This window comes from Gardnerella leopoldii (genome assembly GCF_003293675.1).
Classification (GTDB): Bacteria; Actinomycetota; Actinomycetes; order Actinomycetales; family Bifidobacteriaceae; genus Bifidobacterium; species Bifidobacterium leopoldii.
In genome coordinates this window covers 479696-496490 of record NZ_CP029984.1, presented here as the reverse complement: position 1 = coordinate 496490, position 16795 = coordinate 479696, and the positions used below count along the sequence as shown (strand labels likewise).

Annotated in this window: 9 protein-coding genes, 1 tRNA gene and 1 pseudogene; 4 read left to right on the top strand and 7 right to left on the bottom strand. The window is 41.4% G+C overall.

Annotated elements, in window-relative coordinates:
• Positions 1-49 precede the first annotated feature (49 nt).
• From DOD25_RS02160 to guaA, 3 genes and pseudogenes are all read right to left on the bottom strand, one after another.
• Positions 50-780, bottom strand: a pseudogene (locus DOD25_RS02160) (GntR family transcriptional regulator).
• Between the two features lie 210 nt (positions 781-990).
• The gene (locus DOD25_RS02155) at positions 991-2379 is read right to left on the bottom strand and encodes a PTS ascorbate transporter subunit IIC (protein WP_004106942.1); all 1389 of its coding nucleotides are present in this window, start codon (positions 2377-2379) and stop codon (positions 991-993) included.
• Positions 2380-2900: 521 nt separating this feature from the next.
• Positions 2901-4463: a glutamine-hydrolyzing GMP synthase gene (guaA, locus tag DOD25_RS02150; RefSeq protein ID WP_004106945.1), complete on the bottom strand. Its 1563-nt coding sequence runs from the start codon at positions 4461-4463 to the stop codon at positions 2901-2903.
• A 401-nt stretch (positions 4464-4864) separates the two neighbouring features.
• Between guaA and DOD25_RS02145 the strand changes: the two genes are divergently transcribed.
• The 3 genes from DOD25_RS02145 to DOD25_RS02135 all read left to right on the top strand — a co-directional run bounded on the left by DOD25_RS02145 (position 4865) and on the right by DOD25_RS02135 (position 10692).
• The gene (locus tag DOD25_RS02145; protein ID WP_004111342.1) at positions 4865-7342 is read left to right on the top strand and encodes a phosphoketolase; all 2478 of its coding nucleotides are present in this window, start codon (positions 4865-4867) and stop codon (positions 7340-7342) included.
• Between the two features lie 263 nt (positions 7343-7605).
• Positions 7606-9312, top strand: coding sequence for a phosphate acetyltransferase (gene pta, locus DOD25_RS02140; RefSeq protein ID WP_004111340.1), 1707 nt, complete (start codon positions 7606-7608; stop codon positions 9310-9312).
• A gap of 150 nt (positions 9313-9462) precedes the next feature.
• Positions 9463-10692: an acetate/propionate family kinase gene (locus tag DOD25_RS02135; RefSeq protein ID WP_004106960.1), complete on the top strand. Its 1230-nt coding sequence runs from the start codon at positions 9463-9465 to the stop codon at positions 10690-10692.
• 77 nt (positions 10693-10769) lie between these two features.
• On the opposite strand, the gene aroA is transcribed toward DOD25_RS02135, so the two are convergent.
• Together aroA and DOD25_RS02125 are read right to left on the bottom strand one after the other, a co-directional pair.
• Entirely contained in the window at positions 10770-12131 is a 1362-nt protein-coding gene (gene aroA, locus DOD25_RS02130) for a 3-phosphoshikimate 1-carboxyvinyltransferase (RefSeq protein WP_064340547.1), read from the bottom strand.
• Between the two features lie 81 nt (positions 12132-12212).
• Positions 12213-12286: transfer RNA gene (locus DOD25_RS02125), tRNA-Pro, on the bottom strand.
• 184 nt (positions 12287-12470) lie between these two features.
• On the opposite strand from DOD25_RS02125, the gene DOD25_RS02120 reads away from it, so the two are divergent.
• Positions 12471-13574, top strand: a complete 1104-nt coding sequence (locus DOD25_RS02120; RefSeq protein WP_004119320.1) for a hypothetical protein — start codon at positions 12471-12473, stop codon at positions 13572-13574.
• Positions 13575-13680: 106 nt separating this feature from the next.
• Here the strand turns inward: DOD25_RS02120 and glgX are convergent, their stop codons facing one another.
• A complete protein-coding gene (gene glgX / locus DOD25_RS02115) occupies positions 13681-15810 on the bottom strand; it encodes a glycogen debranching protein GlgX (RefSeq protein WP_032835386.1) in 2130 nt (709 codons plus the stop codon).
• 81 nt (positions 15811-15891) lie between these two features.
• Complete coding sequence (locus DOD25_RS02110) at positions 15892-16776, bottom strand: Nif3-like dinuclear metal center hexameric protein (protein WP_064340546.1); 885 nt, start codon at positions 16774-16776, stop codon at positions 15892-15894.
• Positions 16777-16795 lie beyond the last annotated feature (19 nt).

Here is a 16795-nt window from a genome sequence, read left to right as displayed (position 1 = left end):
AAAAGGTGTTAGCTAAGAAGATCATCTTAGCTAGCCCTAAAAAATTTAATTAAGCAGCATTTGAATGCAAATGGAAACGAATCTCGCCAGAATTTGGCGTATAAACAGCTGCACCAAAAGCAATAATCGTGCCAAACTTATCTTTTACAGTAGAATAAGCTGCAATTACAGAAGTTCCAACTTCAACATTCAGTACTGCCGCAAGCCGGTCACACAGCTCTTCTACATGCACAGACACCTCATTTTCTACAAGCTGAACAGCGTACGCTTTGAACAAAAATCAGCTAACGAATCATCTGAAAAATCATGCGTCAAAATTTTAGGAAAACGCGAAGCAGACAAATAAATCACACTATAACGCGATAAAACATCGTCAACATAGCGCAAGCGTTTCAAACATATCAACTCATCTTCTGGATCAAGACCTAAACGAGCAGCAGCATCTTCATCGTGAATAACATCTTTTTCAATAACTTTTATTCTAACTTTTGCATCATTAGAATAAGCCTGCTCATAAAATCCTTGCGCGCGATCAGAAATCACTTCCTGATTATAAGTATGAATAATTGAAGAAGCTCGAAATGTTCCCCTACCCTGCTCACGAACAAGTAATCCTTCAGTAATAAGATTATCAACTGCATGCCTCAAAGTGATACGACTCACATTGTACTGTTTGCACAATTCAATTTCAGGAGGTAATTGTTCGTTAGCTTCCATAGAATCAATACGAGCGCGTAGATTATCTCGCACAGCAATATATTTAGGCACACCGTCGACCATTATCACTCTCCCCTAACTAAGCGCTAGCATGAAAAAGCCGCTGATACTAGTTTGTGTAAAACACAGCATAGTAACAACGGCTCATGCAAAACTAATAACTCTGTTATCCTATCAGTCCTAACATAAAATGTACAAACAAATAGGAAAATGAGTAAAAAGAATTTAATCTATGTCTACACAATTATTTAATTGTATTTTTATTTTCTTTACTTATTTTATTTCTTCAACTTTTTCAAAATTATTAGAATCGCGTTTATTCATCAATATCGAAACAGAATAGAACAATATTAGTGCAATAAGTATTACAGAAATTAGAACAGTACGACCACCGACAATATTTACGTGACCAAGTATTACACCAAATACGCCATAATCTGCATCAGAATATGTAGAATTTGCACTTCCTAAATTGCCAAGCACTGGCAAAAGGAACAACGGAAGGAAAGTAATGAAAAGGCCATTAATAAATGATGCAGTCAAGCAACCACGTATTCCACCTTGACCATTACCAAATACTCCTGCAGCACCACCAGCCATAAAATGCGCAACAATTCCAGGAATAATAATTGTCGTTCCCAAAATCGCCATAAACGTCATTCCAAGCAAGCCGCCAAAGAAACTAGCCAAGAAGCCAATAAGAACAGCATTAGGAGCAAAGCCAAAAGTCATTGGTGCATCTAAAGCAGGACGAGCATTTTTAACAAGCTTTTCCGATATTCCCTTAAAAGCTGGAACAATTTCGTCAAGAACAATCTGCACGCCTGCAAGAATAATATAAACACCTGCAGCAAAAGTTGCAGCCTTCAACATAACGAAAACAATGGAGTTTTGACCATTAGATAAATGTGTTTCGACATACGAAGATCCAGCAAAAAGAGCCACTACGATATAAATAACAGCCATAGAAAGCGTGATAAGAACTGTTGTATCACGCAAGAATCCCAATGCTGCTGGGAATTTAATATCCTCAGTTGACTTAGAAGGACGCTTTTTTGAAGCAGTAATCTTTGCAATTAACGCACCTAAAGCAACACCAGTACCAGCAGGATGTCCTAAAGCAACATCATCTTTGCCTGAAGCTTTTTTCATAAACGGCTGCACCAGTGCTGGAGAAATTGTCGTAAACAATCCTTGAGCAATTGAACCCCATAAAAGGACTTCCCACATGCTAAAACCAGCAACATTAAATATAACAGCAAGCATACTTGCCATATAGAAAGCTACGTGACCCGTTAAATAGATAAATTTAAAACGAGAAGTAATAGAAAGAATAATATTAACAATCATTCCAAAGAAGAAAATAAGCGCAGATTCAGAGCCATACTTCAATAAAACAGTTCCAATAATTGCTTCATTATTCGGCACTACGCCTTGCACATGAAATGCGTATTGAAACATTTTGCCAAATGGATTCAACGCTTCAGTAATAACTCCAGAACCAGCTGCTAAAACAAGAAAACCAACAAGGGTACGGATTGATCCTTGCAAAATATCCGAGAATTTCTTTCTTTGCACTGCAAGCCCAATAAAGGAAATAAGCGCAACTATAACAGATGGCTGTCTGAAAATATCGAGCAGTACTGACAGAATGCCGTCCACGTAACTCTCCTTACCATATTAATCGATATAGTTTGAGCGGCTTACGCAATTATTGGCGGCAAAAAATATCTTACAAACTTCGCAAACGATACCGTAGGCGAAACTATTCGAAATACACGATTAGTTTCGTAGCACAGTAAAACTACACATACAAAATTCACGGTTCCGCAATGAAGCAAAGTAGTAAGAGCTACTACGAGCAGCAGTTTTTACACCCAGCCAACAACTACTGTTACAGCTCATACTGTTGTTTCATGTAAAATTCATTATATCGTTTAAACATTATAAACAATTAAAAACAACAGTATTTACTACTAAAATATTCATTAAATATCGATAAAATTCGAAAATTTACCTGTTTTTAGAAAATTCGACACACCAATATACAGAAAAAAGCACTCCATTTTCACGAAGTGCTTTATAAAAATCGGTAATTATTACAGTTTTTAATGAAAATAAACATATGTTTTACTGTATAAACATATGTTTATATTTCGGTCAATAATTCTCATCAAAAACTGTCACTCCCACTCAATCGTGGCAGGCGGCTTAGACGTTACATCAAGCACTACACGATTAATTTGACGGCATTCATTCGTGATTCGAGTAGAAATATTTGCCAACACATCGTAAGGCACACGAGACCAATCAGCTGTCATAGCATCCTCAGAGCTCACAGGACGCAAAACAATTGGAGAACCATATGTACGCTCATCACCTTGAACACCAACAGAATGAACATCAGCAAGCAAAACGACTGGGCATTGCCAAATGTCGCGATCCAATCCAGCTTTAGAAAGCTCTTCGCGCGCAATAGCATCTGCTTCACGAAGAACAGCTAAGCGTTCGCGTGTAATCTCGCCCACGATACGAATACCTAAACCAGGTCCTGGGAATGGCTGACGCCAAACAATTTCATCTGGAAGTCCAAGCTCAGTTCCAATAGCACGAACTTCATCCTTAAACAAAGTACGCAAAGGTTCAATAAGCTTAAACTTCAAATCTTTTGGCAAACCTCCAACATTGTGATGAGATTTGATGTTTGCAGCACCATCACCGCCACCGGATTCAACTACATCCGGGTAAAGCGTGCCTTGCACAAGGAACTTAACTTCTGCTCCAGATTTTCCAGCTTCTTCGATAACTTGACGCTGAGCTTTTTCAAAAGTGCGTATAAACTTCTCGCCAATAATCTTACGCTTGCGCTCCGGCTCACTCACGCCTTTAAGTGCGTTCAAAAAGTCATCTTCTGCATCAACTGCAATAAGTTTAATGCCTGTTGCTTCAACAAAATCATGCTTAACCTGCTCAACTTCGCCTTTACGAAGCAAACCGTGGTCAACAAAAACGCAAGTAAGCTGATTGCCAATTGCTTTATGTACCAATGCTGCAGCAACAGCAGAATCTACGCCGCCAGAAAGACCACAAATAACTTGCGCGTCGCCAACTTCTTCACGAATCTTAGCAACTTGATCCTCAATAATATTAGAAGGATTCCAATTATTATCTAGTCCTGCACACTTATGTAAGAATGTAGATATAAGTTCCTGACCCAATGGAGTGTGTTTAACTTCTGGATGCCATTGCACACCGTAGAGTTTGCGACTTTCGTCTTGCATTGCTGCAACTGGAGCACCTTCTGTGTGAGCCAAAACCGTAAAACCTTCTGGAGCACGCTTAACAGCAACACCGTGACTCATCCAAGTATTCTGCGCAGATGGGGATCCGGAAAGTAAACCTTCAGAATCATCAATAGTTGCAGCAGTCTTGCCATACTCACCAAGTGCAGCTTTATCGACATCGCCACCAAGCTCATGAGCCATTACCTGGAAGCCATAGCAAATACCAAGAACCGGTACACCTGCTTCAAAAATCTTTGGATCAATGTCAGGAGCACCTGGTTCATAAACAGAAGCAGGACCGCCTGAAAGAATAATAGCTTGAGGATCCTTAGCAAGCATTTCGTCAACTGGCATAGAGTGAGGAACAAGTTCTGAATACACATTTGCTTCGCGCACTCGACGAGCAATAAGCTGAGCATATTGAGCGCCAAAATCAACGACAAGCACTGGTCCTTTTGCCATGATTCTCCTTATATATAAGTTCTAACACGATTCAACTTATAATAGTGAAACTTTGCGACGTTACGTAATTACAAAACGCCGAAAATTAAACACAAAAGTTACACGTACAGTCTAACACTGCAAATAACGTTGGTAGATTTTTGTGCGAAACGCTTAACTATAAAGTATAAAATGAACATTAAATATAACATAATCTATACAAATGGCTCATTTTTTACGCACATAATCACACATTTTTTCAACACAAATGCACGAAGAAGTAACCAAACGAACAAAAGTCAGACGCTGGCACTATACTGAAACGGATGGAAAAAGAGCTGTAATACATTTGTTTTCCAGTCTCTATAACCAAATGGTAATGATCAAATTGCACTGAAAAGTGCTTGAGTACAGGAGTACACATGACGAGTCCTGTTATTGGCACACCTTGGAAGAAGCTAAACGCTCCAGTTTCCGAGGCAGCTATCGAAGGCGTAGACAAGTACTGGCGCGTTGCCAACTATCTTGCAATCGGCCAAATTTATCTTCGCAGCAACCCTCTAATGAAGGAGCCGTTCACTCGCGAAGACGTTAAGCATCGTCTGGTGGGCCACTGGGGCACCACTCCAGGTCTTAACTTCCTTATCGGCCACATTAATCGTTTTATCGCTGATCACCAGCAGAACACCGTGATTATCATGGGTCCAGGCCACGGCGGCCCAGCTGGTACTGCTCAGTCTTACCTCGACGGTACTTACACTGAGTACTATCCAAAGATTACTAAGGACGAAGCTGGTTTGCAGAAGTTCTTCCGTCAGTTCTCTTACCCAGGCGGTATTCCTTCTCACTTCGCTCCTGAAACCCCAGGTTCCATCCACGAAGGTGGCGAGCTTGGTTACGCACTTTCTCACGCTTACGGCGCTGTTATGAACAACCCAAGCTTGTTCGTTCCAGCAATCGTTGGCGATGGTGAAGCTGAGACCGGTCCTTTGGCTACCGGTTGGCAGTCCAACAAGCTTGTGAACCCACGTACCGATGGTATCGTGCTTCCAATCTTGCACTTGAACGGCTATAAGATTGCTAACCCAACAATTCTTTCCCGTATTTCCGATGAGGAGCTTCATGAGTTCTTCCACGGCATGGGTTATGAACCATACGAGTTCGTTGCTGGCTTCGACGATGAGGATCATATGTCCATCCACCGTCGCTTTGCTGACATGTTCGAAACTATCTTCGATGAAATTTGCGATATTAAGGCTGAGGCTCAGACTAACGATGTAACTCGTCCTTACTACCCAATGATTATCTTCCGCACTCCAAAGGGTTGGACCTGCCCGAAGTTCATCGATGGCAAGAAGACCGAAGGTTCTTGGCGTGCACACCAGGTGCCACTGGCATCTGCTCGCGATACCGAAGCTCACTTCGAGGTTTTGAAGAACTGGATGAAGTCCTACAAGCCTGAAGAGCTCTTCGATGAAAAGGGCGCTGTGAAGGAAGACGTTCTTTCCTTCATGCCAAAGGGCGAACTCCGCATTGGTGAAAATCCAAACGCCAACGGTGGTCGTATTCGTGAAGATTTGAAGCTTCCAAAGCTTGAGGATTACGAAGTCAAGGAAGTTAAGGAATTCGGTCACGGCTGGGGTCAGCTCGAAGCTACCCGTCGTCTTGGCGTTTACACTCGTGACATCATCAAGAACAACCCAGATTCCTTCCGTATCTTCGGACCAGATGAGACTGCTTCCAACCGTTTGCAGGCTGCTTACGAAGTAACCAACAAGCAGTGGGATGCTGGCTATCTCTCCGGCTTAGTCGATGAGCACATGGCTGTTACCGGTCAGGTCACCGAGCAGCTTTCCGAGCATCAGATGGAAGGCTTCCTCGAAGGTTACTTGCTCACCGGTCGTCACGGCATCTGGAGCTCCTACGAGTCCTTCGTACACGTTATCGACTCCATGTTGAACCAGCACGCAAAGTGGCTTGAGGCTACCGTTCGTGAGATCCCATGGCGTAAGCCAATCTCCTCTGTGAACTTGTTGGTGTCCTCTCACGTATGGCGTCAGGATCACAACGGCTTCTCGCACCAGGATCCAGGCGTAACCTCCGTGCTCTTGAACAAGACCTTCAACAACGATCACGTAATCGGCATTTACTTCCCAGTAGATTCCAACATGTTGCTTGCTGTTGCTGAAAAGGCTTACAAGTCCACCAACATGATTAATGCTATCTTCGCTGGTAAGCAGCCAGCTGCTACTTGGTTGACTCTCGACGAAGCTCGCGAAGAGCTCGAGAAGGGTGCTGCTGAGTGGAAGTGGGCTTCCAACGCTAAGAACAATGACGAAGTTCAGGTTGTTCTCGCTGGTGTTGGCGATGTTCCACAGCAGGAATTGATGGCAGCTGCCGACAAGTTGAACAAGCTTGGCGTTAAGTTCAAGGTTGTTAACGTTGTTGACTTGCTCAAGTTGCAGTCCGCTAAGGAAAACAACGAAGCTTTGACTGACGAAGAGTTCACTGAGCTCTTCACTGCTGACAAGCCAGTCCTCTTCGCTTATCACTCCTATGCACATGACGTTCGCGGCTTGATTTATGATCGTCCAAACCACGATAACTTCAACGTTCATGGCTACAAGGAGCAGGGCTCCACCACAACGCCATACGATATGGTTCGTGTGAACGACATGGATCGTTACGAGCTTACCGCTGAAGCATTGCGCATGGTTGACGCCGCTAAGTATGCCGACGAAATCAAGAAGCTCGAGGACTTCCGCCTCGAAGCCTTCCAGTATGCAGTCGACAAGGGTCTTGATCACCCAGACTACACCGATTGGGTATGGCCAGGCGTTAAGACCGATAAGCCAGGCGCTGTCACCGCTACCGCTGCAACCGCAGGCGATAACGAGTAGTTTTAAGCTGATAAAGCTAAAATTGGTTAGCTAAAACATTTCGGGAGTCAATCGAAAGATTGGCTCCCGTTTTGTGTATTAAAACAAACAATGCAATAAAACTAGTTATATGCAAAATAAATTACATTTATAATTACTATTTTGTGCGTGTACAACATAGATAAGCCGTACAATAGAAAAAGTTTGTTTATATTGCAAAATGCAAAACTTACATTAACAATATAAACCTAGCAGTAACACGAAGTATCAAAGGAGAACGCATCGTGTCGCATATTAATGTAACAATTATCGGCAACGAAGATATGTACGGCAGAAATGCTGTTGCATTCGGAATAACACATATTCTGTCTAATAACTACAGCACTACTGTTTTTCGTCCATGCGCTCAACCAAATGACACTTTTACTAAACAACTTTTGGGTATCACAAATACTTCAACGAAATTAGAGCAAGTTATTGCAACAACTCCAGAAATAGTTAGAACAAATAAAGACACAGTGCGAGGAGATATCGTTGCGCGCTATAACGAATTGTTGCAATCCACCTCTGCTCAAGCTTCTATTATTGTTTCTAGTGACGCAAACCCAGCATATGATCCAGAACTGTTTTCTTTCGACGCAACTGTTGCAGCTGACTTGGCATCACCTGTTTTTCTCACAGTTTCAGCTCAAGGCAGAAACTCACAACAAATTTTACAAACTATAGATTCTGCAAATGCTTGCGTTCTTAAATCATGCACACAAGTTTTAGGAGTATTTGTTACAAACTGCGATCCAGAACTTGGAGCTGAGTTAATGCGTGACTATAGCTCTAGGAATTATGCAAACTCAAACGACGAAGCATCCCGAGTAAGCCAAACTCCATTATGGGTTTTGCCACCAATAGATGAAGAAACTAAAAATTCTTCATTAGAAACATTCGTAAATTGCGTTCGAGAAAATGATGTTCTTAATGCTCTCCACCAACCATTTAAAGTTCCAACTACACCTTATGCTTTCCAATACAGTTTATTAGGGAAAGCAAAAGAAAATAAGAAAACTATAGTTCTTCCGGAAGGAGAAGAAGATCGTATTCTTAAAGCAGCAAACTATTTGCTAGAACGTGATATTGTAAATCTAATTATCATTGGAGAACGCGAATCTATTCTTGCTCGAGCAGAAGAACTAAATCTCAATTCTCTTTGCAAAGCTAGTTTCCAATCTATGCACGATGAAGCAATGCTAAGCCATATGATTACAAAACTTTGCGAATTAAGAGCAAAGAAAGGAATGACAGAAAAGCAAGCGCGTGAACAATTAACAGATGCAAGCTACTTCGGCACCATGCTAGTAGTACTAGGTCAAGCAGACGGTCTTGTTTCTGGTTCAGTTAATTCAACCGCTAACACTGTACGTCCTGCTCTTCAAGTTATCAAAACTAAGCCTGGTTCTAAGCTGGTTTCTGGAGCATTCCTTATGTGCTTCAAAGATCACGTATCTGTATTTGCAGATTGTGCAATCAACCCAAATCCTAGTGCAGAACAGCTTGCTGATATTGCTATTCAGTCTGCACACACTGCAGAGACTTTCGGACTCAACCCTAAAGTTGGAATGCTATCCTATTCAACGCTTGGTTCAGGAAAAGGGCCAGACGTTGATACTGTAGAGGAAGCAACACGCATTGCGAAAGAAAAAGCACCTGATTTAGCAATTGTTGGATCTATACAGTTTGATGCAGCATGGTCTCCTACAGTTGCTGCAGCAAAAGCAAAAAATAATAGTATTGCTGGTCATGTGAATGTATTTGTATTCCCTGATTTATGCGCAGGAAATATCGCTTATAAAGCCGTGCAACGCTCTAGCGGAGCACTGGCTGTTGGTCCAATTTTGCAAGGATTAAATAAGCCTGTAAATGATTTGTCTAGAGGAGCTTTAGTACAAGATATTATTAATACCGTTGCTTTAACCGCGTTAGAAGCACAATCAGAATAAACATAATAAAGCTCCTAAAACAGCATCACAGTGCGTACGTAACCTTGAGGTATTGCATTGCACTCAATATCTTTAAGTTTGTAGGAACTTAACGCTAAACTAGAGCGTGGCAATTTATAAGCCTTATCAATACTTATGGAGGATGCCCACATGGCAAAAACCGTTCTTGTTATCAATTCTGGTTCCAGTTCGATTAAGTATCAACTCGTTGACTTGGAAAGCGGTGAAGGCATCGCTTCCGGCATCGTTGAGAAGATTGGCGAGCCAGTTGACGGCCACTACAAGCACGTATTCAATGGCGAAAAGCATGAGTTCAATGAGCCAGTTCACGATCACGAGCAGGGCTTGAAACGCGTACTTGGATTCTTCGAAGAATATGGTCCAAAGCTTTCAGAGTCTGGCATTGTTGCTGTCGGTCACCGCGTTGTTCAGGGTGGCTTAACATTCCCTAAGCCTGCATTAGTCAATGAAAAGACAATCAATAAGGTTAAGGATTTGGCAGTTTTGGCTCCACTTCACAACGGTCCAGAAGCTGTTGGCGCTGAAGTCATGACTGAACTTTTGCCAGATGTTCCACAAATTATGGTATTCGATTCTTCATTCTTCCATGATTTGCCACAGGTTGCAGCAACTTATGCTTTGAACAAGGAAATCGCAGATCGCTATCATATTCGTCGTTATGGTGCTCACGGCACTTCTCACGAATACATTGGCTCTGTTGTTCCAAGCGTTGTCGGTAAGCCTGCAGAAGGTTTGAAGCAGATTGTTTTGCACATTGGTAACGGTGCTTCTGCTTCTGCTCAGATTTCTGGAAAACCAGTCGAAACTTCTATGGGCTTAACCCCACTCGAAGGCTTGATGATGGGCGGTCGCACTGGCGATATTGACCCAGCTGTAGTATTCCACCTTATTCGCAACGCTCACATGAACGTGGACGAACTTGACACTCTCTTCAACAAGCGTTCAGGCATGATGGGTATGACTGGTCATGGCGATTTGCGTGATATTCACAAGCTCATCGCAGAAGGCGATGAAAACGCTAAGCTCGCTCTCGGCGTATACGTGCACCGCATTGTTGGTTATATTGGCAACTATACTGCTCAAATGGGCGGCGTTGATGTCATTACCTTCACAGCTGGTGTCGGCGAAAACGACGAAATTGTGCGCGCTCGCGTATGCGAAAAGCTTGAGCCATTCGGCGTTAAGCTCGATAAGGAAAAGAATTTGGTTCGTTCTAAGGAGCCACGCGTTATTTCCACTCCAGACAGCTCTGTGATTATTGCTGTGATTCCAACGAACGAAGAGTTGGCTATTGCGCGCAAGGCTGCAACCATTGCTGAAGCTGGTGAAGATAGCTACGGCAACAAGTTTGAGCACTAAATTGTTTGCGCTTAACGGCGTAGAACAAAATAAATAAATATGAATAATCCCGGGTCAAAAAGGCTCGGGATTATTCATTATTCAAGCATTCTATGCCACATTCCTGGAAAATCAGGAATCGTTTTGCGAGTAGTAGAAATATTTTTGATTCTTATATTTTCTATGCGTAATCCAAGCATTGCAGCAAAAGTTGCCATTCTGTGATCCGCATAAGTTTCCATTACTTCCCCATGCATATGATTACTTGGCTCAATACGAATGCCATCTTCGAGCTCTTTAGCACCAATCCCAACTCGATTCAATTCATTAACTAAAGCTTGCAAACGATTCGTTTCATGCCCTCTCAAATGCGCGATACCATGAAGTTCACTCGGACCGTCCGCAAAAGCAAGAATAGCTGCAATACTAGGAGCAATCTCTCCTGCTGCACTCAAATCAAGATACGGAATTGCTTTAATCGAACCATCGCTTTCCACATGCATTATTCCAGCATCATCGCTTGTTTTTTCAAAACTAACTTTTGCGCACATTTTCTCTAATATTCCAGGAAGCAATCCTCCAGGTTGAGTTGAAGAAAACGGCCAATTAGGTATACTGACACTTCCTCCAGCAATCAATGATGCTCCTAAAAATGGCGCAGCATTAGAAAGATCAGGCTCTATAGTAACAGTATCAGATAAAGCTATTTTGCTCTCTTTAACATGCCACATTGCGTTGCTAGTCATATTTACAACCCCACCCGCTTTGCAAATATCGTCCATAGTCATGCGAATATGCGGCATACTTGGCAATGTGTCACCAATATGTTTAAGACTTAAGCCTCCAGGTATACGTGAACCAATTAGAAGCATCGCAGAAATAAATTGTGATGATGAAGAAGAATCAATTTGCACGATTTTTTCAGAAAAATTATTTATTTTAAATTCGACTGAAGGTGGCGTAATAGTAAAAGGTAAGAAACCCTCTTCTCCTTGATACTCTACGCGAGCACCAAGCTGCTCTAAACCGTCAAGAACTGGCTTCATAGGACGCGCATAAGCTTGCTTATCGCCATCAAATCGCACAGCTTTATTTGCAAATAAAGCTAAAGCTGCAACGAAACGCATTACAGTTCCAGCTAAACCACAATACACTTCAGCATTATCTGGAATCCTAAAAACTCCGTCTTCTGGAGGAATTACACGAAGCTTAGTTCCATCTTCATTTAATGACTCACATCTAACGCCAAATGTAGATAAAGCGCTAATCATAAGCTCCGTGTCGCGCGAGCGCAATAATCCTTGTAAAACTACTGGTTTTGTGCCCAAAGCTGCCAAAATTAAATAACGATTCGACAAAGATTTACTTCCAGGAACCTCAATATAAGCTTTTAATTGATGATTAGCATACGGCGCTTTCCAAAAAGTAGTGCAATCTGCAATATCGTTAATACCACTCATACTATGAATACTATCGATTGACATGTACTGTTAAATAAGAATAAAAAGCAAAAATACGCATATTTCATTAGATATAAAAAGTCGGGGTGACAGGATTCGAACCTGCGACATCCTGCTCCCAAAGCAGGCGCGCTACCAAACTGCGCTACACCCCGAGGCTTTTGAACTGATTACCAGTTCCAAGCACAATCAATTACAATAGCGCACTTTGCAGACAAATGCAAATTACGACACACGTATTATGAAAATTTTTTCTTCATTACAAAATTCGACTAACAAAACTCATTACTAGCCACCAAACGATACAATAGAATTAGTTTAAAGAAAAAGGGGCTAAGTATGGGACGCTTCCAGCGAACAGAGGCAATGGGGTTAATATCATTCATAGTTTGTGCAGCTTGTGGAATGATTATTATGAGAATGTATATGGCAACAATGCCAGCATTTTGGCAAATTAGCCAGCGATTATTCCTTACAGCTTCAACTATTGTGTCTTTGTGCAGCGTAGGCGCTTTTATTGTTGGATACTTGCGTACAAATAAAAAAGTTATCAGCCATCACTTAATTCGAGTAGCTAAGCACGCGTTTGAAATAACAGCGCTTTCTACGATTTACGGCGCAACGATGTTTCTTATGTCTTTTGCTTTGCTATCTATTATTAATAGCATTATTGGCAGAGCGGCAATGAACAGCTATTTACCAGTATTATGCTCAGCTTTATCTGGAATAGTTGGATACGCAACGCTTATTCAAGCTGAACTTCTTGAAGCTAAAACTGTGGCTTCCCTCCTGCCATTATTCGTTATTTCTGGAGCTGCAACTGCAGGTCTTACGACAGATGATCCGTACTGGTATAACAATAATTTCTCTCAACTTGGAGACCGCACAACATTTGCAGCTAGTATGTTTAATGCAACACTTGTTTTGTCAGGAATTTGCATTATCATAACGAGCTACTTTGCTATTACTGAATTCGTTGCAACACAGCACGAAATGCTACAACACAATAACCAAAAACTGATTAAACACTTCAAGATGCGCACAACTGTTATGGCAGCTTTGCTGATTCTTGGAGGAATATCGTTTATTGGAATAGGAACTTTTAGATACACGCCACATCCTTTCTTACATGATTTATGTGCTCGAGGAGTGACAGGATTAATTTGCACAATGCTTGTTTGCCTTCCATGGCTTGCTCCTAGGCTTTCTCGCACATTCTATATTGCTTCCGATTTAGCGGTTATTCTTACTGCGTGGGCAGGAAATCAGTGGGTACATGGAAATAATACTCTTACAAATGTTGAAGCATTATCATGTCTGCTATTTCTTGGATGGATTATTGTATTTTCACGACAAGTTGCGGCTATGCAAAGCGATCGTCTTCAATCAAAAATAAATCAAGCTTTAATATTAAATAGAAGCTCAAAAGCACAAATAGAATAAGAACAAAAGATAAATTAAACTAACAAAAGCAGCGTAGAAACTTAAATTTCTGCGCTGCTTTTAGTTTTTACAAGTCACGAACTTCTTTACGAATAAAGCATAATACTCAACATTCTGGCTTATGCTCGCTCATAAGAAGCAAGAAACTACGAGATTGTGCGACAATATTAAATCCTGCTTCATATAACAATTCCGGACCCTTTGGATTATATGTGTCCACAATCAACTTCCACTTCTCACCATAACGTTTATCTGGCAAAGTAAAAGTAATAGGTTCATAATGCGCATTAAAAATAAGAATAAAGTCATTATCAACCATTCTCGTTCCATACCAGTCAGTTTCTGGAATATCCGAACCATTCAAATAAATCATCACAGATAAAGCATGAGTATTTGACCAGTCCTCCATATCCATAACAGTACCGTTATGGTCAAGCCATTCAACTTGTGGAATATCGCTTACATCATCTCCAGCAGAACGACCTGTAAAGAAACGACGACGATGCAACACAGGGTGCTTCAAACGCAGGTGAATAAGCTTAGAAACGAAATCGAACATATCTCGCTGAGTTTCGTTATAATCCCAGCTTATCCACGAAATAGCGTTATCTTGGCAATAAGCATTGTTATTACCATTTTGCGTGCGCATGACTTCATCACCAGCGCATATCATAGGAATGCCCTGGCTCATCAAAAGAGTTGAGAACAAATTACGTATTTGACGTTCACGCAATTCGTTAACATCGTGAATATTAGTAGGTCCTTCAACACCGCAATTCCACGAACGATTGTCGTTTGCACCATCGCAATTGCCTTCTTTATTAGCTTCATTATGCTTTTCGTTATAGCTAACTAAATCGTTCATAGTGAAGCCATCGTGAGCTGTAATAAAGTTCACGGAAGCTACAGGCTTTCGTCCATTTTGCTCATACAAATCTGAGCTACCCATAAGCCTGCTAGCAAATTCAGGTAATGTAGATGGTTGTGAGCGCCAAAAGTCGCGAACACAATCGCGATATCTTCCATTCCACTCAGACCAACTTGGAGGGAATCCACCAACTTGATATCCACCAACACCAATATCCCAAGGTTCAGCAATAAGCTTCACACTTGAAATAATGGGATCCTGCTCAATAATGTCAAAGAATGCAGAAAGTTTATCTACTTCTTGGAACTGACGAGCAAGAGTTGCTGCTAAATCGAAACGGAAGCCATCGACATGCATTTCAGTTACCCAATAACGCAAACTATCTGTGATTAACCGCAACGCTTTTGGAGAACGCATAAGTAAGGAATTACCAGTACCAGTAGTGTCAAAATAATGACGCTGATCATTATCTACAAGACGATAATATGCACGATTATCAATACCACGGAAACTCAAAGTAGGACCACGGTCATTGCCCTCAGCAGTGTGATTGTAGACAACGTCTAGAATCACTTCCATGCCTGCAGCATGATACGCCTTAACCATTGACTTAAATTCGTTAACTTGCTCTCCGCGCTGACCAGAGCTGGAATAAGAATTTTGAGGAGCGAAGAAACCAATAGTGTTGTATCCCCAGTAGTTACTTAATCCTTTATTTTGCAAGAAAGAATCGTTTACAAACTGATGGATAGGCATCAATTCTATTGCAGTAACACCAAGCTTCCTTAAATAAGAAATAACGCTTGGATGTGCAAGTCCAGCATAAGTGCCTCTAATATCTGGAGGAACACGTTTATCAAGATTAGTCATTCCACGAACATGAGCTTCGTAAATAACAGAATCATGATACGGAATCATAGGGTGCTGATCATTACCCCAATCAAAATACGGGTTAATAACTGCAGCCTTCATCGTATGATCCGCAGAATCCAAAGTATTCATTGCTGAAATATCATCTGGATTATCAAACCAATACGAGAAAAGACTCTCATCACCGTCTATATTTCCTTCAATCGCCTTGGCATATGGGTCAAGCAACAACTTATGAGGATTGCACCATAAACCATGAGAAGGATCATAGGGTCCGTGAACACGATAACCATAACGCTGACCAGGCTGTATGCCTGAAACATAGTTATGCCACACGTATGAGTTCTGCTCAGTCATATCAATACGTGTTTCATTATCATGCTCATCAAATAAACATAATTCAACGCGCTTTGCAACTTCGGAAAACAGCGCAAAATTCACGCCAGCGCCATCATAGTTTGCGCCAAGCGGATACATGGAACCTGGTCGTATATGCATAATATAAGTATCTCATATATTCGAGTAGTTTTCACGTCATGTTGACGTTATTTAAAAAAGCTTGAATTTTAAATGAAAGCCTCAATTAATAACGTAATTCCATGGATCGCAAGCTTCACCTAACCAAGCAACTTCTGGACGCTCTCCATACATTTCTTCTATGCAGTCAGCAATATCATTAATCGCATAAGTAAACCACAATGACTCAATAGCACTATGAGAAGTGTTAATAATCATAGGATATGTGTGTTGAATGTAATCTTCACCAGAAGAAAGACGCAGTTTCGATTCATATTTAGCTCGCTCAATTGCGTCAAGTGCAGGATGATGACGCAAATCGCTTGTAACATATACGTCAACTTTTTCCTTGCGAACTTCATCTAACAAGCTTTCCCCAGAACCAGGCAAAACAGCTACTGTACTAACTTTCGCATCAAGATTTCCAGCAACTTGAACACCAACTTTTGTATGAGGAAGAACGTTAAAAACATTTTGCGCAAAATCACGCAATGATATTGGCACATCCAAAACACCAATTCTGCCTAAGCCAATGTTACGTCCAGCAGAATCGATCTGTTTAGAAACAACAATTGGACGCAAATTATGAAGACCAAAATACTCTGCCGCAGCATGAGCAACTCCACGCCACGCGACATCCGCATTAGTGTGACCAACCCATAGCGCACAATTATTACTAATTAAACGCTGTACAATTTCACCACGAACAGTTTCGTTTGAAACTCCATGCACAGCTTTGAAAAATAGCGAATGATGAGTCACTAATAGGTTGGCACCCATTGATAACGCTCGATCAACTGCGCTAATCGTAGGATCACTGACACATACGATTCGCTGAATTTGGGAATTCAAGTCTCCAACAATAAGACCAGGCTCATCCCACTCTTCAGCAAAGCTTAATGGGTATAATGTTTCTATAGCTTCAATTACTTTGCTTAATCTAATCATTTCTTCTACCTTTAAGTAG

Bases quoted from the DNA above. Each gene is read 5' to 3' on its own strand.
- glgX (WP_032835386.1), bottom strand. From the start codon at position 15,810: ATGCATATACGACCAGGTTCCATGTATCCGCTTGGCGCAAACTATGAT.
- DOD25_RS02145 (WP_004111342.1), top strand. From the start codon at position 4,865: ATGACGAGTCCTGTTATTGGCACACCTTGGAAGAAGCTAAACGCTCCA.
- guaA (WP_004106945.1), bottom strand. From the start codon at position 4,463: ATGGCAAAAGGACCAGTGCTTGTCGTTGATTTTGGCGCTCAATATGCT.
- DOD25_RS02110 (WP_064340546.1), bottom strand. From the start codon at position 16,776: ATGATTAGATTAAGCAAAGTAATTGAAGCTATAGAAACATTATACCCA.
- DOD25_RS02135 (WP_004106960.1), top strand. From the start codon at position 9,463: ATGGCAAAAACCGTTCTTGTTATCAATTCTGGTTCCAGTTCGATTAAG.
- aroA (WP_064340547.1), bottom strand. From the start codon at position 12,131: ATGAGTGGTATTAACGATATTGCAGATTGCACTACTTTTTGGAAAGCG.
- DOD25_RS02120 (WP_004119320.1), top strand. From the start codon at position 12,471: ATGGGACGCTTCCAGCGAACAGAGGCAATGGGGTTAATATCATTCATA.